Below are 25,723 nucleotides of genomic sequence, written 5' to 3'. Positions count from 1 at the left end.
TGAATGATCTATGGATAAAAGAAAACCTGATCAGTTCTAAATCGTACATGACCCAGTCTATTAAGTGTTATGCTCAGTTGAATCATAAGATAATGCAATTTTGCTGTGGCGTTTCTATTCCCCTATTTACACGATGCAAGCAAATTTTGATTTGCAAAAGGAAAACGAACAACCACATGGATACTTATTTTGAACCTTGGTTAAATTACAAACATCCAATCGTTCGGCAACTTGCATTCTGTATTGCCAGTCCAAATATCATCCAAACTATTCCGCAACAATTAGACGTTAAAAATCATTTTGAATTACATTCTGCCCAATTTTGGCAGCAACAATATCATCTTTATCAATATCGATTAGCCGAACTAGACACAAACCCCGAACCGTTAATCTCGTTTCTACAGCAGTTAAAAAGCACACGATTAGGACTGCGCTTTGAATATTTATTTTGGTTTTGGCTACAAGATGACGCTCAAACAAACTTCAAACTGATTCAACACAGTATTCAAATTATTGAAGGCAAAAATACCCTAGGTGAAATTGATTTTTTAGTTTCGAATCTTGCAACGCAACAGATTGAACAATGGGAAGTCGCTTTAAAATATTATCTAGGTGAAGCGAATTTAAACTTAGAACATTGGTATGGCTTAAATCGTAGCGATACTTTATTCCGTAAACTCAACCACTTTTCAAGTAAACAATTTCAATTTAGCCAAGCTTTAGATTTGAATATTGAAAAGAAATTTGCAGTGATGAAAGGACAACTTTTTATTCCACGTTCTACGTCCTTATTTTCTGACACGAATTCTACAGACAGTACTGCCCTTCCTGCTTGGCTCAATCCTGCAAGAAGAGTAGGAACATGGGGGCATCAAATTGATCACAGCTTATACCGTTTACAACGTCAGGAATGGATTTGCCCAGATTTAGTACAATCTTCAACACTTGCTCAATGGTGGTGTAATGGTCTATATCACAATATCCAAACCCAAGAGTTCTACATGTTTCGTCAAGCAGCATTGCTTGCTTCAAAAGCACCTACTTCAAAATCACCTATTCTGTAAATAATATGTAATTTTTCATGTGATTGCATACACTTTTTAACCAATCACCTTATAATGAATCATATTTCTAAAGCTTTGCATTATTTAAACTTGGGAAATATGTAAATAGATTACAATTGGAGATGTAAATGAAAAAAATTTTAGTTGCTTCTATGGTTGTTGGATTTATTTTAACAGGTTGTAACACTGTTAAAGGTGTGGGGCAAGACGTATCTAAAGTTGGTGATGTTGTAACGAACACAGCTGAAAAGACTCAAGATAAGCTGTAAATGCTGTACTTTAACATTCTGTAGTTACACAATAAGTCCGATCAAAAGATTGGGCTTTTTTATTTACATTTATAATAGTTTTAAACCTTCTCGAATTTTTTGATTTTCTTTCAGTTTTATCTTCCTCTATTATATTGCTCAATTTACTTACTTGACCGAAATCCATGAATCAGTCGGATACCCTAGACCTGAGTTTACAACTTCTTCGCCAACCTTCAGTGACTCCTGTTGATCACACCTGCCAACCCATCATGGCTGAGCGTTTAGCTGCTGTTGGTTTCAACATTGAAAATATGCGTTTTGAGGATGTTGATAATCTTTGGGCAAGACGTGGTACTCAAGAACCTGTCTTTTGTTTTGCGGGTCATACCGATGTTGTTCCTACAGGTCATTTAGATGCATGGCATTCAGATCCATTTTTACCTGAAATACGTGATGGTAAACTTTATGGACGTGGCAGTGCCGATATGAAAACTGCTTTGGCAGCCATGGTGGTTGCTTCTGAGCGCTTTGTCAAAAAGCACCCAAACCATAAAGGCTCCATTGCTTTTCTCATCACTTCTGATGAAGAAGGTCCTTCGATTAACGGTACTGTCAAAGTAATCGAGACTTTAGAAGCACGTCATGAAAAAATGAAATGGTGCTTAGTTGGCGAGCCATCAAGTACCCATACCCTTGGTGATGTTGTCAAAAATGGGCGTCGTGGCTCTTTGAATGCTGTTTTAACTGTGAAAGGCAAACAAGGTCATGTTGCTTACCCTCATTTGGCAGTGAATCCAATTCACATTGCATCTAAAGCCATCACTGAGCTATGCGATACGGTATGGGACAATGGCAATGAATACTTCCCTGCCACATCTTTTCAGATTTCAAACATCCATGCAGGTACAGGTGCAACCAATGTTGTCCCTGGTACAATGGCGGTTACTTTCAACTTCCGTTATTCGACAGAAGTTACTGCTGAGCAATTAAAAGCACGTGTTTTGGAAATTTTAGATCGAAACAATCTTGAATACGACATCAAATGGACACTATCAGGTTTGCCATTTTTAACACCTGTTGGTGAATTGGTGAATGCAGCTAAAACAGCAATTAAAAATGTGACAGGAACTGAAACTGAGCTTTCAACCAGTGGTGGCACATCTGACGGTCGTTTTATCGCCCCTACAGGCGCTCAAGTGCTTGAATTAGGTGTATTGAATGCCACAATCCATCAGATCAATGAACATGTCAATATCGATGAATTAGAGCCTTTGGCTGAAATTTATGAACAAATCTTAGTAGAATTACTCGCATAGTTTTATTTTAATCGTTTGGTTTTTAAATGACCTTGTAAATATACAAAAGGACGCTTCAAGCGTCCTTTTGTATATTTATGAATAAATCTGTCTACTGATTAAAAATAGTGGCTTATCGCCCAATCTGTTGCTGAATTTGATCTAAATTCGGTACATGATAAATTTTCTCGCCGATTTTGACGTGTTGCAAAATCGTTTTATCCGTTGAATTATTCTCAGCATCAACCACTTCAGAAATACGCAAACGAATTGAAGTCGGCATTTCATTACACATCAAAGCAAAATGTTCATCAGCTTCCTCACCTTCAATGACTAAAGCCACACCTAAAGTTTTTCGAGGGTCACTGACACTGAATGCAGGTAATTTCTTTTCATGCCACTCAACCGCTTTTACATGCGTCGGACTATCCTGCGCAGAAAGAACAATGTTTTGTGGCAATAACATTGGTGCTTTCTTATAGCAGTCAATAATATAGGCATCGATAAAACCAGTAGAAACAGTAATCAGGTGTTGTAATTCCTGAGCACTAATTTTATCAATAGCAGACTTTTTAATATCTTTAGCCATGAGCCCTCCTATTTAACTGCTAATAAAGCATCAATATTTTCCAATAAATCAGCTTCTTGGAATGGTTTACCCATATAGTTTGTCACACCTAAACTGAATGCACGTTCACGGTGTTTCTCACCTGTTCGTGAAGTAATCATAATGATCGGTAAATCACGATGTACTTCATGATGACGGACTAAGTTCGTTACTTCGAAACCATCCATACGTGGCATTTCAATGTCTAATAACATGAGATCAGGTTTAACATTCTCAAGCTGCTCAATTGCATCGACACCATCTTTTGCAGTGATCACATCAAAACCTTGTCGCTCTAATAGACGTGATGTGACCTTACGTACTGTCACCGAGTCATCCACAATCATAATTAAACGACGTTGATCACGATGACGCTGCTTATCTTGATGTGCATTCAATGCATGACCACGTGTTGAAGCTTGAACTTGTCGTGCAATATTCTGACCATCCAAAATCAAGCAAACTTGACCATCACCGAGGATTGTCGCCCCAGCAATCACATTGATCGCTGCAAATTGTGATCCAATTGGTTTCACGACAATTTGTGAACGAGAACCAATTAATTGATCGACGAGAATCGCAATCGACTGCCCCATGCTTCCTTTAATCAATAGTACTGGTAATGAATGTCCAACACCGTGTAAACGAGGTGCAATTTGATTGGCTGTATATTCACCTAAATAACGCAACTTATAAGGTTGGAAATCGATATCGAAGTGGTCATTATGACTTTCAAAGAATTCTTCCAATGCAGCTGGTGAAATACGAACAATACGATCAATTTGCGATAATGGTACAGCAAATTGTTGATCACCCACTTTCACCATCAAGGCATCACTCACCGCCACAGTCGTTGGTACACGGATGGTAAATGTTGAGCCTTTACCTAATTCTGAGCGAACAGTCACCTGTCCACCCAAGAGTTTGATTTCACTCTGAACCACATCCAAGCCTACACCACGACCTGAGATTTGTGTCACTTGTTGCGCTGTACTAAATCCAGGATGGAAAATGAACTGCAAAATTTCTTCAGGTTCAAGTTGCTGATCAGCATCAATCAAGCCTTTCTCAACGGCTTTAGTACGAATGATTTCAGGGTCAATACCTTTACCATCATCGCTAAACGAAACCAGAACATCCGTTCCTTGACGGGTAATATTTAAATCGATTTGCCCCGTAAGTGATTTGCCTAGTTTTTGACGAAGCTCTGTCTCTTCAATACCATGGTCAATCGCATTACGCAGCATATGCTCCAACGGAGAAACCAATTTTTCTAGAATATTACGATCCAACTCACCTTCAGTATTATTCACTAAAAGTTCAGTTGGTTTATTCAAAGTTGAAGACGTTTGACGCACTAAACGTTGTAAACGTGGCAATAAGCGTGAGAATGGTACAAGACGAGTACGCATTAAACTTTCTTGGATTTCCGCTTGAATACGTGACTGTTGAAGTAATAAACCTTCTGTATCACGAATCTTTTCAGCCAAAGTTGTCTTAAAGTCGACCAAGTCAGATGCTGATTCTGCCAATGATTTTGACAATTGATTCAATGATGAATATTGATCCATTTCTAATGGGTCAAAATCTGCATAACGTGAACCTAAATCACCATGTTTTGCAATAATTTGAGATTCAAGTTCGCCTTCCATTCGGCGTAACTGATCGGCCAAACGCTGAATGGCCAATTCCATATCAGTGAGCGTATTCCCCAACTGACCTAAGTCCATTTCAATACGCGAACGGTTGATTGCATTTTCACCTGAAAGGTCAATCATTTTCTCAACTAAATCAGCAGAGATACGAATCATCTCATTACTGGTTTCCGTTTTCTCTGAATGATCCCATTCACCCAGCATTGAAGGTGGCTCAGTACCATCACCATGAACAAATTCATTTTCAGAAGTGTCAAAGATCAAATTGGTACGTGCTAACTTGTCTGGAAGCTGTGCAGAAACATCAACGTATTCAATGTTATGTAGTTTTGCTTTTAAGCCATCAAAATTATCATAATGATGATCAAAGATGGCTGAATCTAACCAATTAAACGTTTTTTCAAGCAATCCATCATAAACATTGGAGTTAAAATTATGCAAACCGAATTGTTCGAAAGCATTCTCTAACTCATATGCAATATCCGCAACTTGATCCAATTTCACCATTTTCGCACCACCTTTTAGGCTGTGTGCGATACGTTGCAATTGAAGTAGTAAACTACGGTTACTACGTTGATCAAACCATTGAGATAAAATACGTAAACCATCATCAATCAGTTCACGTGCTTCTTCAATAAAGGTTTCTTGTGCAATCAGCTCAGCTGGATCTAAATCTACATCTATTGGTTTTTTATCAATGGCTAAAACAATATCATCTTTGATATGCGCAACTTCAACCAACTCATCACCAGCTGTTGTGGTCTGTAATTGATGCTCTGCTTGTATTGCCGTATTTTTAGCTTCAGATGTGTCAATTTTTTGATCAATATTCTGTAAAATTGAAAGCACATTATCCGCTGGATAATCTATAGATTTCTCACGAATGAGCTGAATACGGTCAGCAACATCATCTTGAATTAAACGAATAGATTGAACAATTTGTGGAGTCGCATTCAATTGACCTTTAATCACACGTTCATAAATCGTTTCTAATTCATGTGCGATCAAACCAATATATGTTGCTTGCACCATATTCGCACCACCTTTTAAGGTATGCAAATAGCGCATTAAATTATTCAATGCAGTTGTATCTTTAGGATCGCTAGACCAAGTATTGAGGTCTTGATCCATCTCAACCAATAGCTCATCGGCTTCTTCAATAAAGATATCGAGAACATCTGCATCAAAGGATTTTTGACTCTGTTCTGAATCAATATTTTGTTTATCTTTACTGATTTGTGTCGAAACAAAATTACCAACAGATTCAACTGGACTTGCTTCAAGCGCAGAAACAGCTGTAGCTTGCTGCTCTTCAGTTTGAGCAAATGTACTTGCATCAATTTCTTGATGTAAATAGTCATGCAATTCAACCAAAATCGCTTGAATATTTTCATCCAAAATAACACGTTGCCCAGAAGCCAAAGTATCAAATAAATGAATAAATTCTTGATGAACTTTTGAGAAAATCTCAAATGCATAATCTGTATTTAACAAAGCATGTTGCTTCAATACTTGATCATAACTGTCCTTCAACGCTAAGCTAAACTCATGAATTCCTTGTGCTGCACGGTTATCCGTATGCTCGACAAGTAATTGAGCTTGCTGGCTGAGCTGTTGAAAATATTCAGGATATTCAACTTGTGCACGTTTCTCGAACTCAAATTCAGCATCAAGCAGTAAATCAATTTCCAAATCGACCAGTTGCGTCACTAGACCAATTTGTTGTTCATTTTCATGCTGATATTCATTTTGGAAGTCGTAACGATCCCAAGCTTCATTGAATTTTTGATAAATACCTTGCAGCTCTAAATCATCATGGCCTTTTTGTTTAAGAACATGTAAATAATCGCTGACAAACTCTGCATAATGCGTTAGTAAAGTATTTTCATTTTTCGAAGATTCAGTATCTTCCTGTACCAATACTTTAAATAATTGTTCTACTTTACTACTGGCTTCAAATACATGATTGACATGCGCCATTGACGAACTGCCACGCAGGGTATGTAAAGCACGAATCAATCGATTATATTGTTCAGGTGTATGCTGTTCTAAGTGTAAAAACTCATTAATAACAGCCAAATGATCCTCAGATTCTTCAACAAAAATCGCCAAGGTTTCAGAAACTAAGCCATCATCAGAACTTGATACAACGTCGATTGGTGTAGCATGTTCAACTGCAACTTCTGCAACTGAAGATGTTTCAAGTGCGTCATCTAACTCAAGACCCGTAATCACATCGGCATTGTTTAATGTTTTAGACAACGTCAATAAATCTTCAAGCGCTGGTTCTAAACTTTGTTTTTGTTGTAATTGCTGTCCCAAATAAACCAATGGTGCCAAACTCAGATGGTGTGGCTTTTTATTTAAAAACTCTGGATAAAGTTTAAATTTATAAACATTAAATACAGCATCGACATACTGCTGAATCGTCGTAGTCAGTTCTAAATTTTTTGCAATAATACGGTTTAAAGTGTCTTCAACAGTCCAAGCGAGTTCACCGGATTGCTTTGCCCCTACCATACGACCAGACCCTTTGAGCGTATGGAAATAACGGCGAACGTTCACCAATTCTTCGTCCTGCGCATCCCCAGTTTTCCACTGCTTAAGCGAGGTCTCTAACATTTCAAAAATTTCTTCGAGCTCTTCTACAAAAATTCCTAAAATTTCATCATCCTGATCAAGATAAGCATCTTCAGGTAAAGTGACATGTTCCACTAAATTTTTTAATATTTCTTTCATAGCTTAGGCTTCTATGTTAGTTCCCTTCTCTGGGACTAAAACCTTTAAAATTTCAGTCAGACTGAATAACTTTAGAAGGCTATCATTCCTCTATGCAATATCTACTTTGCAGTAGATATTGCGTATATAGAGTACCAATCGTTTTATTCAGGTAATTTAAAGTCTGAAACAGATTGACGTAATGAATCCGCCATGTTCGCCAATTCAGAAACCGAACGTGCAGTATCAAACGTAGCACCTGTTGTTTGCGAAGTAATTTCTTGTACGACATTCATCGTATTTGCGATATGACCTGCAGATGCAGATTGCAGTTTCGCAGACTCAGAAATACTCTCAATCAATTTCGCCAAGTTACTTGATACTGTTTGAATCTCATCCAGTGCAACACCCGCATCTTTTGCAAGATTCGCACCGCGTACAACCTCTGAAGTGGTTTGTTCCATCGAAATTACAGCTTCGTTGGTATCCGTCTGAATCGTCTTAACCAGTGTTTCGATCTGCTTAGTTGCAGAAGCAGAACGTTCCGCAAGACGCTGTACTTCATCCGCTACCACGGCGAAACCACGACCTGCTTCCCCTGCCATAGATGCTTGAATTGCAGCATTTAATGCCAAGATGTTCGTTTGGTCGGCAATATCGTTAATCAACGAGACAATGTTACCAATTTCTTGAGAAGACTCACCCAAACGCTTAATACGCTTAGAAGTTTCTTGGATCTGCTCACGAATCGTATCCATACCTTCAATCGAACGGTTTACAACATTCGCACCATTTGATGCAATTTGTACCGAACGCTGTGCTACTTCTGCTGATTCAGCAGCGTTTGCAGATACGTCATCGATTGACTGTGCAATCTCGTTAATCGCAGTAGATGCGCCGGCAATCTCTTGCGCCTGATGCTCAGATGCTTCAGCAAGCTGGTTGGTAATCTCTTGCGTGTTTTGCGTATATTGCGCAACTTCTTGAGAAGTTTCGTTGATTCGAGAAACAAGGTCACGTAATTGGTCAATCGCAAAGTTAATCGAGTCGGCAATCGCACCCGTAAAATCTTCCGATACTGTCGCATAAGAACGTAAGTCACCATCTGCTAAGTCGGCAATCTCATCCAGTAAACGTAAAATCGCATTCTGGTTACGGTCATATTCATCCTGTAAACGCGTTACACGAACTTTATCTGACACACTACGTAAAGCAAGGAGTTTAAATACGGCAAATAAGAACGCACCTAAAGCCAACAATAAAACCAACGCAGGTAAAACAGTACCTACACCCGTATTAATTGAAAGACGGTTTAAGCTGTTCAGCATGTTATCTGATTCAGCAAAGATACTTGAAGCAGCTTGACGTACTTTGAAAATTTGATCTGAGTTTTTCAATACCGAAGTAGAAGCCAACTGAACAATTTCATTATAGTCAGACTTAATACTTTCTAATGATTCACGCAATTCAGGCTTATCAATACGTGTTACACCCAAATCTGGATTACCATTCAATTGAGCATTCAAATAAGTACCAAATGTTTCCGTATCGGCATTGAAGTCTTCTGCTGATGCACGCGTATTATCAGAACCACCGAGTACTGAACCGATCGAACGTAAAATACGTTCCGCAATAAATACTTGGTTTTTCGCAATAACCACCTGTGTACTTGGCATGTTATCACGTGCCATCTGGTCAACCATTAAGTTGTACTCAGCCTGCATTCCAGGAATCGCATCTGCAACAGCAATGTTGGTGTCATATAGTTGGTTAATGACTTTTTGTTGTGATGAAATCTGATCGATATCACTAGAAACTTTTGCCCAAATTTTTTCAGCATTCGCAAGTTCTTTAGAAGAAACATGAATGTCTTTAACAACATCTAAATTCTCTTGGAATTTTTTCTGAGAAGCCACAAGTGCTTGAATCGATTCTTTAGAACCAGAATCCGTAGCATCTTTAGCTTGACGCGATAAAGTTTGAGATAAAAGTTTTAATTCACCCAAACTACGCGTTAAATCGTTATTTCGAGGAACCGTATAGAACAAAATTAAGAGTACAATCAGTGCAATGACAATACTGACAATCGCCATTTGAATGAAAGGCTTAGACTTATCGCTTTCTCCAAATAACTTAGCAAACTCATCAATTTTTGATTTCGTCTTCGTTAATACGCCCGGACTACTTTTTTGAGCAGTATCCCCTGTATTTTTCTTTTTTAGTTTAAAGCCCATTCAGCTTCTCCCGATTCGCTTAACTCTTCATTTAGGCGTCAAAGCTAGTTTATAAATTTTTCTGATGCATTCATGTATTGAGGATCATTCAACAAACGACTAAATAAGAATACATTCCATGCTTGATTGTGCTGTTGGAAATACCCTTGACAATACGATTGTAGGTTTTCTTCTAAATGATTATTTTTAGAGAAAAAACCTTTTTTATTAAAATGCTGAATCCCCAAGACTTGATCTACGACCAAACCGACATAATGGTCATTATGGCTAATACATAAGACTTTTTGAGTAGGTAAAAATTGGCTTCTTTGCCCTGATAAATAAAAAGCCAAATCGGAAACTGACAATAACCGTCCGCGAATATTCGCTAAACCTTTTACCCAGCCCTGAACATTTGGAACTGGTGTATATTTCGGCGGATAGATCACTTCCGAAACTTCCCCTAATGGAGCAACAAAATATTGCCCCATCATTTCAAACGCAATGCCTGACCATCGATTTACTTCACTATCGCTGTCTGCGTAATTTTTATTGCCCCGCTTAGACAATCGAAGTAATTCGATAAATCCATTCGCTGCCATATATTATCCTGCTTGGAGATATTGCTTAATCGTATTGATCAGCTGATTCTCATCTATAGGTTTTGTTAGATAATCGCAAGCACCTTGGCGTTTGCCCCATACACGATCAGTTTCTTGGTCTTTTGTACTGACAATCACGATTGGAATATGCTTTGTAGTTGCACTGCGTGCAATTTGTCGTGTCGCTTGAAATCCATTTACACCAGGCATAACAACATCCATCAGCACAAGATCAGGTAATTCAGCTTGAGCCAAAGTTACTCCATCTGCACCATTTGTTGCTTCAATAACCTCGAATCCATGTTTTGTTAGAATTTCTTTAAATCTAAACATTTCAGTTGGTGAATCATCAACAATTAAGATTCTCGCCATTACTTTCCCCAAAATTAAACTTTAAGCACTTACATGATTACGAATAGCATTTAATAATTCGTCTTTACTAAATGGTTTTGTTAAATATTCGTCTGAACCAACAACACGTCCCTTTGCTTGATCAAACAAACCATCTTTACTTGAAAGCATGATAACTGGAATATTTTGATAATTTTGAGAATTTTTAATTAAAGCGCAGGTTTGATAGCCATCTAAACGTGGCATCATAATATCTACAAATACGATATCAGGATTTGCTTCTGCAATTTTAGACAGTGCTTCAAAACCATCTACAGCAGTGACAACCTCACAACCTTCTCTTTGCAACAATGTTTCAGCAGTACGACGAATAGTTTTTGAATCATCGATAACCATGACTTTTAGATTTTGAAATTTATCGTCCATTTAATGCCCCTTTCCGCTAGCTTGGATTGAATTGTGCTGAACAGATTTATTTTTACAATTAATCAGCTTTTTTTAACATATATTAACGCACTTTACCAATAAACATTTCTTGTCATAAATCGCATTACATGCACAAAACACTGTAAAGCTCACATTAAAAAAAACATTCTGTCTTGTTTTATAACTTTATTGTTTATTAAACTTTTGTAAACACATAAGATGATCATAGACTGATTTCAAAACCAAGTAAATCAATTTAGTTTTTTGGGGGATGGTAGGCGTTAAATGGATAAAAAAATCTATTATCAAAATCTAGGTTTAAAAACAAAAAAAATGACTCACATATTTTTATCGGCTATTTTGCTTTGCGCATGTACAACGATCTATGCAGAGCAACAACCTAAAGCAGAATGGTATAGATATTACGATAAAAATGGAGTTGCAAATATTAGTACCTCGGTTACTCCAGCGCATATCAAATATGGATATGAAGCTTTGGATCGTAACATGCAGGTGATTAAACGCAATAAAGCCTATAGTGTCGAACGGGACTTACAACAGTCTACATCACGTGCTTCTGAAGTTCGTAAATTAGAACAGGATGCACGTTTAAAACGTGCTTACGGCAACTCAACTGTTGCCACCAACAAAAAGAATGAAATTTTGCAAAACATCAAGCAACAAATAAATTCGCAAAATCAAAATCTTAAACAATTACAAAGTGATCGAATCCTATTAAAAAGACAAGAAATGGAATACTACCGTAAAGGGAATACTGTACCCGTCATTTTAAAAGATCGTATCAAATACAACTCCGAAAATATTGCACGAAGTAAAGAATATATTGGGAATTTACAAAGCAATTATCAAAGTACACAAAGCTATTATGATGACATTATCAACCGCTTAAAAAGGTTAGAACAATGAAAATATCACCTTAAAATTACAAGATTAATCAACCATATTTTTAAGGTATTCTAACAAATAGATTGAAAATATTATTGGCTCAAATTGTTCAATTTTCTTATTTTTAGAAACTCAGCACTGCTCAGTCAATTTGAATAGAAGCTCTTAAAAATATATTTTTCACAATAAAATTCTAGTAAATTTAAAATAATTAAGATTGTTATTTTAAATCAAGCCAACATTATAAATGTTCAGCTGATTTTTTTATCGTATAATCTCTGCTTTAAATCTAAGAATTTTAGGACAGTTTCCATGCGCGCGAGTCGCTTTTTATTTGCAACGTTAAGAGAAACCCCAAACGATGCTGAAGTTATTTCACATCAGCTAATGTTACGTGCTGGGATGATTCGTAAATTGGCATCAGGTTTATACAATTGGTTGCCGATGGGTGTACGTGTGTTAAATAAAGTTGAAGCCATTGTTCGTGAAGAAATGAACCGTGCTGGTGCTTTGGAAACATTAATGCCCGTAACACAGCCTGCGTCTCTTTGGGAAGAATCTGGTCGTTATGTACAATATGGTCCTGAATTATTGCGCTTTAAAGATCGTCATAGCAATGATTTCGTGCTTGGCCCAACACACGAAGAAGTGATTACCGACTTAGCGCGTAATGAGCTACAAAGTTACAAACAACTTCCAATAAATTTCTATCAAATTCAAACCAAATTCCGTGATGAAATTCGTCCACGTTTCGGTGTAATGCGTTCACGCGAATTTATCATGAAAGATGCATATTCATTTCATGTTGACCAAGCGTCACTGCAAGAAACTTATGATGTAATGTATGACACGTATTGCCGTATTTTCTCTCGCTTAGGTCTAAACTTCCGTCCTGTTCAAGCAGATACAGGCTCAATCGGTGGTTCAGGCTCGCATGAATTCCATGTGCTTGCATCAAGTGGCGAGGATGATATTGCATTCTCTACAGCGTCAGATTTTGCAGCCAATGTAGAAATGGCTGAAGCGATTTTAGTGGGCGAGCGTCTTGCACCAACGAAAACACTTGAAATTGTCGATACACCAAATCAAAAAACCATTGCTGACGTTTCGGCTTTCTTAAACGCTGATCCTGCGCATTCTGTAAAAGCATTATTGGTTCAAGGTATTGCAGATGAAAATGGCAAAGTACCTGTCGTTGCCCTATTCCTCCGTGGCGACCACGAACTCAATGAAATTAAAGCTGAAAAACATCCTCTCATTGCAAACCCATTAATTTTTGCAACTGAACAACAAATTCAAGAAAATGGTTTAGTCACAGGTTTCTGTGGGCCTCAAGGTCTCGTAGAAAAAGGTTTGACCGTGATCATTGATCGTGCTGCGTCTGTTCTATCTGACTTTGTTGCAGGTGCAAATGAAGTGGATAAACACGCTGTTGGCGTAAACTGGGAGCGCGATGCTCAGTTTACCGAAGTATATGACCTACGCAATGTGGTTGAAGGCGATCCGTCTCCAGATGGCAAAGGTACAATTCAAATTAAACGTGGTATCGAAGTTGGTCATATTTTCCAATTGGGGCAAAAATATTCTGAAGCACTCAACTGTAAAGTTTTAGGTGAAGATGGTAGACCATTGGTTGTGACGATGGGTTGTTATGGTATTGGTGTAACTCGTGTTGTTGCATCTGCAATCGAACAAAACTTTGATGATAAGGGTATCATTTGGCCAGCTGCTATTGCGCCTTTTGAGGTTGCGATTGTTCCGATGAATGCTCACAAATCTCCACGTACTGTTGAAGCAGCAGAAGCTTTGTATGCTGAATTGCAAGCTGCGGGTTATGACGTACTTTTAGATGATCGTAATGAACGTCCGGGCGTAAAATTCTCTGATCTTGAACTTACAGGTATTCCGCACCGTATCGTGATTGGTGAAAAAGGTTTGGATGCAGGTACTTTCGAGTATAAAGGCCGCAAAGATGCTGAGTCTGTGAATCTAAGCAAAGAAGAATTGTTGGCTAAATTAGTGAAATAAACTTTAAGTTTAGGCATAAAAAACCCGCTTGATGCGGGTTTTTTTTAATGTAATCGCGTATTAATTAAAATTAAAAGCACCATCACGCGGTGTAATCGCCATACTTGAACTTAAACGCCCACCTGTGACTGCAATTTCTCCTAAACGCTGAGGGCTTCCAATCGTACCGCCAGTTGCAGGGTATAAATTCACATCTTTTGCTCTAAACACACCATCTTTATTTTGGTCTGGGTTAAAAATAAAGTTATAGTTAAATCCAACATTGTCTTTATTCACAACAATACTGTTATCAAAACCAACTTTACCTGCCAAATTATCTAACCCCAATGTTGAACCATCTGGATCAGCAATTTGTATAACATTATTCATTGCCTGACCTGAATTTAAGTTCATTACACCAACGACATTCAAGGCATTTACACCATCAATCAATTGATTTTGGTCTGTTAATAATGCACGAGGAATCAAGGCAAAATAAATACTTCCGTTTAAACGAACCTTTATACCTGCCAATACATCATTATTGGTCAAGAAGTTATTTGACGGAGCAAAACAGCCCCCTACACTTGTTCCAGTAGGACAAGTCTTATATTTTGCACCAGGTAGATAACCTGCAGCCAATTGTGCTGACATGATCATTTTTAAATCAGGCATACTGACATTCAATTGACCATTTTCCAAGCCAATCGAACCATAGCCATTCAAAAGCATATCAATATTACGTAAACCAAAATAATAATCGGTAGGTGTAATCGTTCCACCTGTATAGTTATTATTATCACCACCATCAATTAATAAAATAGAGGTTGTTTTAGAACCATCAGCACTTACACCTTTGGTACTAATAGAAGCACTAAAACCTAGACGTTCAGAACCCGTTACCCCAGTCAGTGTAGGTGAATAATATGTCGTTGTTCCATTTGCCGTTACTGCATTTCTGCCAATAATAAAATCAGATGATCCATTTGACTGTTTACCATATATCGCCAAATTGGCATTTAAATTATAAATAGGTAAACCCAGCCCCCATTTTGCGGCGGTTGTTGAAGGTAGCTTAGTAGCATCCGTTACATCAGATGATGCTATAAATTGCCCTCGACGAGAAAGTGAAGCGAAATCCATATCTCTGATCGCAATCACTGTACTATAAGGGTTTGCTGTGCCTGCAGCTGTACTAGCAATCGTTTGTATATAATCGTTTGCTGTTGCGAGCTTATTCGTACCACCTAAACTAACTGCAGTTAAACTGGTATTTTCAGGTAATTTAATGGTATTACTATCAACAAGGTTGACATAAATACCATCCATATTCAAACCACCACGGTCAACTGAATTGAGAGCAATACTTGTGGCTCCACTTTCGCTTCCTAAGACACCTTTACGTGTGACCAATGGTGTAATATTTTGGAATCTAAAGCCATAACCAAAAGCACCAGCTCCACCTAACTCCAAAGTTGTTGCCTGATCTGCAGTAATCAAATTATTTGCAACATCACGATCATTGGTAAAATCACCTGCAATTTTCAACTTAATACCCGTTGAACCAACAATTGAGTTTGCTGTAGTTGAACCATTTCTATTTGCATTACCCAATAGACCTTGGTCTACGCTACCTGAACCCACTTGCACAATACCGTTTAGGATTCGCCCACTTGCACCCGCTTGAATTAATCCACGATCATTGATGGCATATTCTAAATTTAAACCTGGTCTATTATTTGCAGTACGAAGTAAATCTGCATATCCTTTTGTAGTCGTCGTTGCTGATGGCGAGTTTGTTGCAATCGTCAACCCTTTGACTGGATCTACATACACATATCCATTTGCTTTAAAATTAAAGTTAAAATTTTTCATTGCAAGGGTATTGATTGTCGAACCTGAACCACCCGAAGGTTGTTTTTGAGCAAGCCCTATATTGACGTTTTGAATACCCAAAACCAAGCTTGCTAAATCATTACCAGAAAATAAACCTTTAGATGTTACCAATTCAAATGTAAGGGGATCATAAGCCTCTATAGACAAAGCGCCTAATGAAGCCGCTGTAGCATCTGCACCATCACACTTTGTACTGTTTGCACATATTTTTATACTGTCTGTGGTGAGTTTCCCTAAAATCGTACTCGTAGAAATCCCTAATCCTACATTCCCTGATGCATTACTATAAACATCCAAAGTGGCTGTTGTACCTAATTTCACTGAAGGGTCTGCCAACGCCCCCCTATTAATCTTCACACCATTAATCGCAGCCTTTAATTGCTGTTCGCCAGTTCCAGTAGATAAACCAGATTGCTCGATCCACGCAACTTGATCAATATTTACATTATTATAATTAATACTCGCTGTGATACCGTCCTGCCCATCTACAGCTCGCATATCACTCTCTGTCATTGCTTGTAATGCATGTGCTGAATTTAGACAAAAATACATACTCAACGTCAAAGTTGAAAGAAGAAATCTTTTTGTTTTTCTAATATCCTGATTCATTTTACTATCCTTATATCCAGCTTTTAGAAACATGCTTTCATTAACAACGTGGATGTGACGCATCACAACTGAACACCATTACTTTGCCATTCAGTGCAATATTTCCATTCATCATCATCCCTGTGAAACCTGTTTCTTTATTTCGATCATATACTGATGCATTTGTAGATGAGTAGGTTGATGTTTTTAAGTAACCATAATCTGAAGCATTAGCACCAACACCCTCAGTTGTCGAAGTACTATTAAAACTATCCTGTTCAATCGATAATGCATTAAAACCAAAATTTCTTACTTGGATCGGAATTGATGCTGTCGTGCTTAATTGAATTGCTGGTTTAATAATTTGTGTGCCACTATCATTTTTATACGTAAGATCGGCACCATCTATACCTAATTTTTGAATATTAATCGTTCCTTGTATCCCTTTAAATACAAGCCACAATTTATGCCCAGAGTCACTATTGGCATCTGAAAAAATATTATTTACATCACCTGCTTTTTGACTCACAAAACGCTTATTTAATGACATAGCCAATCGACAATATTCAACATTCGCACATAAAGTAGAATCAAAGCTTCCATCACCTTTTTGGTTAAGTGACAATTTTAAAGATAAATCAGCTCCAGCTTGACCTTCTACTGATTGTAGCTCTTGATCTGACAATGGCTCTAAAGCAAATGTAGACACACTCACAAGACTCATAAAAATAAAAAGCATATTTTTTTTCATTGTACTTTTCCTTATTTATAAACCTTTGGTTGTTATTTTCATATGCTGAATCAGCATACCATCGATAGCAGCTGATCCTAAGTTCACCGCTGATGCACCTTTACCAAATGATACACCCACAGCTGATGCTGATTTATCTGCAGTGACTAAATTTTTAACTGGATCGTATAAGGTACTTCCGATGGTGATACTACTATGTGTTGCATTCAGCCCTTGATATCCAGCCAAAGCACTCGTCCCACATTGAAAAACATTACACGTTGAACCTAAATACGTTGTTGATGTTGGATTATCATAGTCCGTGTAAATTTTATTATAGATATCAGCTTTATTTGGGATTCGAGCAAGCTCTAAACTAAAGTTCGTCCCATCGGTACCCAAAATAAGTGGTTGATAAAGCGACCCCAAAACTAAATTGCTATTCAGATTATAAATATATATACCTTCAGTAGCATCAAAGACTGGAGCAGTTGTTGCATTCAAAGCAGGTGTGGTTAATAACCCTTGAGCCACTGGTGTAGTACAACCATTTACATTCCCAACACCACACTCTTGCGTACTTAATCTTAAGACTCTAGACATATTAGGAGAACTTATATTCAACCCTCTAGAATCGCCACTATTTAATCGTATAACACCAGCCAAACCTAAAGTATTGTTATAGAACGTACTTAAACCATTACTATTGGTCGCACCATTAAGCGTTTGAAACAATTGGATTCGGCTACCATTGATACTAAAATCATTCCAAACAGCTTGTAATCGCAATCTATTTGCACGAGTTGCATCTGATGCCCCTCCATACATTTGACCTAGATTATATAGTGCTGGATCAGTTTCCCCTTTGCTTTGATCTAAAACAAAAGCATCCGCCCATAACCCAAGTTTTAAACGATAAGCATCTGCTCCAAGAGGATCTGGATTTGTCACTACCGTACCACTACTGTTATAAGTATATTCATATAATGGCGCTTCAAGTGCTAAAAAAGAAACCGAACCTTTATCCGTATTTGGTGTTGTTCCATCCGGTGTAAATGTAGGAACATTATTTTGCGTACCCACTCTTAACAACCACGGGTTTGCAGCAGTACCCCAACTTGAAATTTTTGCAGCAGCTTCACTCGATGCAATTCTCGAGTTGCTATTTCCATCAGATTTTGAAAGCGCCAAACCATAAAGATATAAATCTGCTTTTCCTACAGAGTGATCTGAACTATTCACAAGATTATCTTTGTTTGTGTCTTGCGTTGTTTGTGTAAGAGGACCTACAGGAATGTAATGAATATAACCTGTATCTTTAGTACGGTCTGAAAAAAGTGTAGCTTTGGTCTCATTTGGACCCGCACCACGGAATACCATATAAGCGTCCTGAGGCAATAGCGCTATACCCTCACCTGTGGTATCACTTAGTTTTTCATCACTCATCGCTTCAAGTGCGAAGCAAGAACTGCTTATACATAAACCTATAAAACTCGCCAAAACGGTTTTATGAAATGTTACCGTATAATTGAGTGTAGTCATCTGTGACCTTCCTGTGTTATACGATGCTCCGCACCATATTTTATTTTATTTCTATATTTTCAGATTAACCTGTACAAACCTCAATCCTTGTTTATACAGTTTTGTTATCTATATCACACTTTATCATATGCAATATTTTGTATTATGACAAAACTTTTTGGACAAAAGATATAACTTTCCGATAAACGAATTTTAACCAATAAAAAAGCAATAATGATTAACTTTTATTGCTTTTGAAGAACACTAAATGAATTAACAAAATTTTAAATTACCATAACAATTACGATAAGGTTGTTCCAATAAAGTAATATTTCCATCTCTTGCATTTGAACTAGAAGCGATATTACTCACTAAACTACTTACTTTGTCTGAAATATTCAGTGTAAAAGCATCTTGAAGATACATACTCCAACCTTTACTCACGGCAGCAGCATAATCTGGATATTGTATATTTTGTGCAGATAGCGCAATACCAAATGTATTTGAATTCACATCTATTTGATGAACATTACTTAAGTTATAAGGCATTTGATAGGTGCTTAAACCTGAAACTGTAGTTCCTAAACCTGTCGCTAACTGTTGCTTAATATAATCAGAAATCCCTCCTCTTAATACTGGTAATAGTGCATTACCGATGTTAGCACCAAAAGATCCAGAGCAAATACCAATGATCCTTACACAAGAGTTACTCGTATTCAGCTCTAGCGCCGGAGACGTTGAAGTACCATACATAATATCATCCACAACAGCACTCAAATTCAAACCTTGTATTTTTGCCTGAGTTACACGATTTCCGACCACAGAAACAATCAAACCATTCCGACTAACAGTTGAATAATTCGCAGTAATTTCACTATATTTAACCGAAGCCAAGCCTAGGTTTAAAATTGTTGCATCATCCAAACCTAAAAAAGCACTTGGTGTAGATATTGCCCTCTGATTCCATGTATCTGATCTCACAGGAGAAACATTCGTCTCCCCTTGCATTGTTAAGTTTGATTTTCCTGTAAAATAACCACTAAAAGTATTTAAACTCCCAATAGATAATGGACCTTCTGCTTTTTCTGCACCAATACGAACACCAACCACCTCTCGAGTAGAGGCGCTATTCGGATTTTTAATCGCAAATTGAAAATATGGATTTGTTAAAACAAAATCCTTCATATTTTTCTGATTACCAATAGAGTTATTACTATCAAGACCCGTAGGTTGCTTCGGATTTGTCGTTGTCGTTGTAATACAGTAACCGGATGCTCCTGTTATACAACCGAATGAGATATTATCTAAATCCAAATCGCAAGCATCTGCACCATTTGAACCACCACAACCTAATTGCAATTTTTTGATATTAGTATTCAGCTCTAGTTCAGCTTCGAGGCCTAATTTATAAAAACCAATGTTTGCGCTTCCACCTGCACGCTGTCTTTCCAAATTTGCTGTATCTGTAGGTGCAATATATGACAAACTCATAAGTGCCTGACCTGTTGTTTCAGAAAGCTGTTCATCAGACAGACTCATCAACGTCGTTGACGTGGCATGCGTCAAAGGCATTGCAAAAGCACTTAGAGTCAAGAGTGTTAAATATAATGGTTTTATTCTAAACATGAACATCTCCTTATTTTGATCACTGTGCTGATAAAAGTTAAACACCACCCTAAGCAACAACAGGTTTAGAAAAACTTTACAACCTTAAGAAAGATCACAGTCAACAAAATCCTTTTTATTCGAAAAAATCAACAATTATGTGACAAAATTAACACTATATATTCTTAAATTCATATTTTCCCGATGAAAAACCAAAAAATAAATTAGAAAAACTAAACCATTAACATTAAAAATATTTTATTATTTGAGCTAAAACTACGAGAATTAAATTAATATATTAAAGATTTTTCTATGATTTTTTATACTTTAAATCTCAAAGTTGTTATCTTTTTACGCTATTACCATCATAAAATTTGAGTTAGAAAAAATGATACAAATAGTGTCTTTAAACAAGATAAAAGGTAATGTCTATTTAGTAAGATACAAAAACACATGCAATAAAAAGAATAAATTTATCTCTTTAAAATTCAAACTATAAACAACTCAGGCAATTATTTACACCAAATCAAACATTCAAATAAACAACCGTTAATAAAATAAATTATCAAAATAAAATCATATAGATAAAATACTTCATACCTTCAAAATAATTATTACAATCACGACTAGATAAAGCACGCTCAAGTTAGAATTATTATAAGTACAACTTTTGATTTGTATATTTTTACCATGATTTTTTGCAGAAAAGTTGTAATCATGAATTATAGACACCCTCATAGTTCAATTTACCAGTTTTTGCTATGGTTTAATTTTTAACCTAAACTCCAATTTCACGATTATAAGGGTATTAAAATGAAAAAATTAACAATAGCATTATTAACGGGTTTGATTAGCACGAGTGGATGGAGTGCTTGTACATATAATTTTGATGCAAATCAAACACAGATTACACAAGCATTTAATGGAGCCTCAAAATTCCCAAATGTGAATAGTTCAAAAGTAGATTTCAACTTCACACCCTCTACAAATGACATAGTTTATGCCGCTTTTAACAGTACATTTACCAATGCTTTAGCTCAATCTAGAAAAAGCTTTTGGCAAACAACTGGTGATAAACTTATTCAAACAACAGGAATATTAGCTTTTGAATTTAAAATAAAAGTACCCAATTACACTTTACCTCAAGGTGAAACGCTTATTTTATTTCCAATAGGAGTGAGTGGAACAACAAGTGGTAATCAAAATGCCTTTATGATCATGATCATGCAAGGAAATAATAACAATGATTCCACCGCATTTCATATTGCAGCAGGAGCTTATGGTAGTGCACAATCAGTTATAGAACCTCTTGTAACAACACCTTCTGGTTTCCAAAAATTTGGTTTTTATATTAATCAAGATACTAAACAAATTGGCTTAACAGTCAATGGTATAAATAAAGGTTATATCGGAACCTACTCTACCCCAGCAACAAATTTTGCTGCTGACTTTACCGCTCTAATAAAACCACTTGCAACAAATGCTTCAGTTTTAGGTCAAAATGTTTCATTTGAACTGATTACTGATCGTAATAATTTAACAGAACCATTTCCTTTAGGTGCAAAAGATATTTGTGGAAATGTCATTTAACCATATATTTATCGCATCTTTTTAGCTAACCCTCAAATGAGGGTTAGTTCGAATTAAGCCTCATTAAAAACAACAAGTAATCATTAAATATGTCACAGAGATTTTTCTACACATAAACCATCTCAATTGCTAAACCTTAATTTCAATAAGATGATTATTCTTGAAATAAAGCAGCCAAAGCCGCTTATAAAACAAATATTGAGTTAGCAGAATTTCATTGATCCATAACAATTAGGGACAAAATCCTGTCCCTTTAGCTGCAAATTCGACAGACTCATTTGCAATGGCGCTGCTTGGGATAAATCAACATTACCAATATTGGCATCCAAACCACTTCCTGAAATAACTGCCGCCAAATCGCTTGTTGTAGCAGGGTTCGCTTGCAAGTAATCTCCCGCCTTTGTTGCAAATTGTCCTAATAACGGTTCTATACTTAAACGATTTTGAGGTTCAATACGCCCAATATTAACGGGGTCTTGCATTGCCAACCACCAACCAGGTTGAGCAATATTTTGCGCTTCAGCACCAGTCCATCTCAAAGCGACTTTCTGTAAGCTCAATGAGGCGGAAGAGTTAATCTGCAAAGTGTGTATAAAACCCAACGCTTGCTGAAAACTCACATTTGCTTTAGCTCCCCCAACAGAACCTGACATTTTAATTCCACTAAACTGACGACCCGTCGGAGCTGCAATACAAGCTGGAATAAAAAAAACTACATTTTGACATCCCGTAATTACAGCATTGACTGGAGAACCTGCTGTATAAACTCCTGTTGTTGTCCCATCTGCATTCACTGTCGCTGTACCCATTGAAGGGTAATTAGCCCCATCCCCTAAATATATTGTTGGGATATCTACTGATGCCTGAAGACTGACACTTGTTTTACGATTTCCAACCACAACGATTTGAGAGGTTTCAAATGGCAAATTATTCATTTCAGGTATATTAAAACCACCACCATTCGTTTTAAATGTAGTCGTTGCTAAACCCAAAGCGACCAGTTTACCTGAAATTGGATATGTAGCTAAACTCATATACTGGGCAGAAGTATCTGCATAACCTTTAATTTTACTTTGTTCAGCTAAAGTAGAACCTATGCCAGATTGGACTTTCAAATATCCAGAAAGAGTATTTATTCCATTTGCAGAACTAGAGTTTTCAGTCCCAGTCGTTAATAATCCTTGTAATTTTTCAGCACTTAATCTCAAACCAACGATTTCTCGTGTTGAAGCAGAATTGGGGTTTTTAATCGCAAATTCAATGAATGGGTTGGTCATTTTAGCTGATGAAGAGGCACGACCTGTATTAGTATCAGCTAAACCACTTAAACTTAAATTATCAATATCAATATCACAAGCCCCTGCTCCATTTGCGCCCCCACAACCGAGCTGGAGTTTTTTAATATTGGCATTTAGTTCTACTTCGGCTTCCATACCCAGTTTATAAAAGCCAATATTCTGATCGCCACCACGCTGCCTTTCCAAATTTGCAGCATCTGTCGGTGCAACATAAGTCAGGCTCATCAATGCCTGCCCTGTCGTTTCAGCAAGTTGTTCATCTGATAAGCTCATTAAAGTCGTTGATGCCGCATGTGTTAAAGGTATGGCAAAAGTACTTATAGCCGAGAGTATTAAATTTAATGATTTTATTCTAAACACAAACATCTCCTTATTTTGATCATCTCACCAAAGAGTCAAGTCCCACCATTCAACAAAAACTAAAGTTTAGAAAACTTCATCAACTCAAAGCACTAGATCAAAAATCCATTTTATTAAAAAATACTAAATAATTATGTGATAAAATTAACACTATTTTATTTTATTTGCACTTTTTTCAGATAAAAAAACAATATTTGATTATTATTATTTAATTATTGTTGTGAAAAAAATTATATTAAATAGAGTTACAACAACCATTAAATACAAGTGTTTATATTTTTAGACTAATTTTTACTGTAAGCTCTAAATGAATTCTGAACTTTTTACTTAATTTTTATACTCAAATTGATATTAAAAGAAGGAATATTGACTATCGAAGTGGAATACTATCCCCTCCATTTTGAAAGAAAGTTAAATCAAAAAATGACAAAAATCTGGGTTTTAGATATCAAACAAATAAGATACACAAAAATAAAAAAGCAGCCGAAGCTGCTTATAAAATAAATATTGAGTTAGCAGAATTTCATTGATCCATAACAGTTAGGAACAAAACTTTGAGCACTCAAAACCTGATTATTCAATGGAAAATCTACAAAAGTTTGCGGCGTCCCAGCTGGAGCTCCATTTCCTGGACCTAGATATACTGTTGGTATATTTAAAACTGTTCCAAATAAACACCCAGTAAGACTACACCGTGGAGGATAATTATATAATGCACCATTAATTGTTGTATTACCTGTATCACCCGGATTTCCCAAAGCTTGTTTCAAACTAGAATCAGGGATATCCACATTATTACTTGGACTAATATTACCGATATCAACACCACCACCAAATGCTAACCACCATCCTTGTTGTGCAATATTCGCAGCTGCTGCACCAGGCCATTGAATATTTTTACTCTGCAGTGACAAAGAAAAAGAGTTACCATTCACTGGTATTTTATGAATTAACCCTAAATTTTGATTAACATTCACATTCGCTTTAAGGTTAGCAATCGTCCCACTTACACCTTCCTTCAAAGGTAAGCCCAAAGCAGTAGCTGTAACACAACTCGTTTCCTGCCCTGCTGGGCATTTGAATGTAATATTACCAATATTAGCAATACCTGTAAGCTGCACTGCCGTCTGACGCTTACCATTAACCAATGCTGGATTAGTTGTAAAGTTTGCTTGAGCACTGCTGAGCTCAATATTATACGTGGAAGCCGTATAATCTACAGGCGCCCACCCTCCCACACATGTCCCGAAGGCCACAAAACCGATACACATTTCCACACGCCCAGTCATATTTCCAATGGTTTGTGTCATATTTCTTGGATTTGTTACAGCTGTACCACTTGCTGAATTAAGCTCCATATAACCACTTAAGCTGTTAATACCATTTGGTATACCAACTTTTTGAGCTGTTTGTGAGTTTTCTGTACCAAATGTTAACATTCCTAAAACACTTTCCGCACTTAACCGTAATCCTTCAACAGAACGAGTAGAAGCAGAGTTAGGATTTTTAATTGCAAATTCAATAAAAGGATTTGTTAACACAGCATCAGATGCTACCCTTGCTTGCCTATTTGCCGCCGTATCTGCAGTATCGCTAACAATTCCACTTAAACTGAAATTATCAATATCAATGTCACAAGCCCCTGCACCATTTACACCACCACATCCTAACTGCATTTTTTTAATATTCGCATTAATTGATAAATCAGCTTCCAAGCCTAATCGATAAAAGCCAATACCAGTATCACCACCACTACGTTTTGCTTCTAAATTAGCTGTATCACTAGGCGCAATATAAGACAAACTCATCAATGCCTGACCCGTGGTATTTGACAATTGCTGATCTGTCATCGGTTGTAGGTTACCAGCATGAGAAGAATTGATTGCTAAGCTACCAAATGCTAACAATGCAATATTTAAATGTTTTAACTGGAACATAATATGCTTCCATCCTTAGTAAAGCTTTGGCTTTATTTTTATTCCTTTGCTAAAAATGTTTATTCAAACCATGTATATAACAATTTGAATAAATAACATGAAA

General features: G+C 36.8%; 18 protein-coding genes. 6 read left to right on the top strand and 12 right to left on the bottom strand.

Annotated elements, in window-relative coordinates; all coding sequences use genetic code 11:
- The first annotated feature begins 176 nt into the window (after positions 1-176).
- From ACY45D_RS04735 to dapE, 3 genes are all read left to right on the top strand, one after another.
- Positions 177-1,064, top strand: coding sequence for a DUF1853 family protein (locus ACY45D_RS04735; protein ID WP_463108661.1), 888 nt, complete (start codon positions 177-179; stop codon positions 1,062-1,064).
- 128 nt (positions 1,065-1,192) lie between these two features.
- Positions 1,193-1,333: an entericidin A/B family lipoprotein gene (locus tag ACY45D_RS04730; protein WP_089603697.1), complete on the top strand. Its 141-nt coding sequence runs from the start codon at positions 1,193-1,195 to the stop codon at positions 1,331-1,333.
- A 164-nt stretch (positions 1,334-1,497) separates the two neighbouring features.
- Positions 1,498-2,631: a succinyl-diaminopimelate desuccinylase gene (gene dapE, locus ACY45D_RS04725; RefSeq protein WP_463108660.1), complete on the top strand. Its 1,134-nt coding sequence runs from the start codon at positions 1,498-1,500 to the stop codon at positions 2,629-2,631.
- Between the two features lie 112 nt (positions 2,632-2,743).
- Here the strand turns inward: dapE and ACY45D_RS04720 are convergent, their stop codons facing one another.
- From ACY45D_RS04720 to pilG, 6 genes are all read right to left on the bottom strand, one after another.
- Positions 2,744-3,199 (bottom strand): hypothetical protein, encoded by a 456-nt coding sequence (locus tag ACY45D_RS04720; RefSeq protein WP_463108659.1) that lies wholly within the window; start codon positions 3,197-3,199, stop codon positions 2,744-2,746.
- 8 nt (positions 3,200-3,207) lie between these two features.
- The gene (locus ACY45D_RS04715) at positions 3,208-7,611 is read right to left on the bottom strand and encodes a hybrid sensor histidine kinase/response regulator (RefSeq protein WP_463108658.1); all 4,404 of its coding nucleotides are present in this window, start codon (positions 7,609-7,611) and stop codon (positions 3,208-3,210) included.
- Between the two features lie 143 nt (positions 7,612-7,754).
- Positions 7,755-9,824 carry a methyl-accepting chemotaxis protein gene (locus ACY45D_RS04710; RefSeq protein WP_463108657.1) on the bottom strand — a complete coding sequence of 690 codons (2,070 nt, stop codon included), beginning with the start codon at positions 9,822-9,824 and terminating at the stop codon, positions 7,755-7,757.
- A 44-nt stretch (positions 9,825-9,868) separates the two neighbouring features.
- Entirely contained in the window at positions 9,869-10,405 is a 537-nt protein-coding gene (locus ACY45D_RS04705; RefSeq protein ID WP_463108656.1) for a chemotaxis protein CheW, read from the bottom strand.
- Between the two features lie 3 nt (positions 10,406-10,408).
- Positions 10,409-10,777: a response regulator gene (locus ACY45D_RS04700; RefSeq protein ID WP_463108655.1), complete on the bottom strand. Its 369-nt coding sequence runs from the start codon at positions 10,775-10,777 to the stop codon at positions 10,409-10,411.
- A gap of 21 nt (positions 10,778-10,798) precedes the next feature.
- Positions 10,799-11,182: a twitching motility response regulator PilG gene (gene pilG / locus ACY45D_RS04695; RefSeq protein ID WP_004827613.1), complete on the bottom strand. Its 384-nt coding sequence runs from the start codon at positions 11,180-11,182 to the stop codon at positions 10,799-10,801.
- A 285-nt stretch (positions 11,183-11,467) separates the two neighbouring features.
- Here pilG and ACY45D_RS04690 point away from each other — a divergent pair, with 285 nt between their 5' ends.
- Entirely contained in the window at positions 11,468-12,109 is a 642-nt protein-coding gene (locus tag ACY45D_RS04690; RefSeq protein ID WP_463108654.1) for a hypothetical protein, read from the top strand.
- Positions 12,110-12,400: 291 nt separating this feature from the next.
- Positions 12,401-14,116 carry a proline--tRNA ligase gene (locus ACY45D_RS04685; protein WP_463108653.1) on the top strand — a complete coding sequence of 572 codons (1,716 nt, stop codon included), beginning with the start codon at positions 12,401-12,403 and terminating at the stop codon, positions 14,114-14,116.
- Positions 14,117-14,176: 60 nt separating this feature from the next.
- Here the strand turns inward: ACY45D_RS04685 and ACY45D_RS04680 are convergent, their stop codons facing one another.
- The 4 genes from ACY45D_RS04680 to ACY45D_RS04665 form a co-directional block, all read right to left on the bottom strand.
- Positions 14,177-16,600 (bottom strand): DUF6160 family protein, encoded by a 2,424-nt coding sequence (locus ACY45D_RS04680; protein WP_463108652.1) that lies wholly within the window; start codon positions 16,598-16,600, stop codon positions 14,177-14,179.
- Positions 16,601-16,640: 40 nt separating this feature from the next.
- Positions 16,641-17,330 carry a hypothetical protein gene (locus ACY45D_RS04675; protein WP_010114194.1) on the bottom strand — a complete coding sequence of 230 codons (690 nt, stop codon included), beginning with the start codon at positions 17,328-17,330 and terminating at the stop codon, positions 16,641-16,643.
- Between the two features lie 15 nt (positions 17,331-17,345).
- The gene (locus ACY45D_RS04670; RefSeq protein ID WP_010114195.1) at positions 17,346-18,851 is read right to left on the bottom strand and encodes a hypothetical protein; all 1,506 of its coding nucleotides are present in this window, start codon (positions 18,849-18,851) and stop codon (positions 17,346-17,348) included.
- 252 nt (positions 18,852-19,103) lie between these two features.
- Positions 19,104-20,456 carry a hypothetical protein gene (locus ACY45D_RS04665; RefSeq protein ID WP_010114196.1) on the bottom strand — a complete coding sequence of 451 codons (1,353 nt, stop codon included), beginning with the start codon at positions 20,454-20,456 and terminating at the stop codon, positions 19,104-19,106.
- A gap of 792 nt (positions 20,457-21,248) precedes the next feature.
- Here ACY45D_RS04665 and ACY45D_RS04660 point away from each other — a divergent pair.
- Positions 21,249-22,025, top strand: a complete 777-nt coding sequence (locus ACY45D_RS04660; protein ID WP_463108651.1) for a DUF4882 family protein — start codon at positions 21,249-21,251, stop codon at positions 22,023-22,025.
- Between the two features lie 203 nt (positions 22,026-22,228).
- Here the strand turns inward: ACY45D_RS04660 and ACY45D_RS04655 are convergent, their stop codons facing one another.
- Together ACY45D_RS04655 and ACY45D_RS04650 are read right to left on the bottom strand one after the other, a co-directional pair.
- Positions 22,229-23,683 (bottom strand): hypothetical protein, encoded by a 1,455-nt coding sequence (locus tag ACY45D_RS04655; RefSeq protein ID WP_463108650.1) that lies wholly within the window; start codon positions 23,681-23,683, stop codon positions 22,229-22,231.
- A gap of 512 nt (positions 23,684-24,195) precedes the next feature.
- Complete coding sequence (locus tag ACY45D_RS04650; protein WP_463108649.1) at positions 24,196-25,620, bottom strand: hypothetical protein; 1,425 nt, start codon at positions 25,618-25,620, stop codon at positions 24,196-24,198.
- Positions 25,621-25,723: the final 103 nt, after the last annotated feature.

The organism is Acinetobacter sp. BZX-2, from assembly GCF_055179795.1.
Note: the sequence above shows the minus strand (reverse complement) of the source record. Positions and strands in the feature narration are given on the sequence as shown.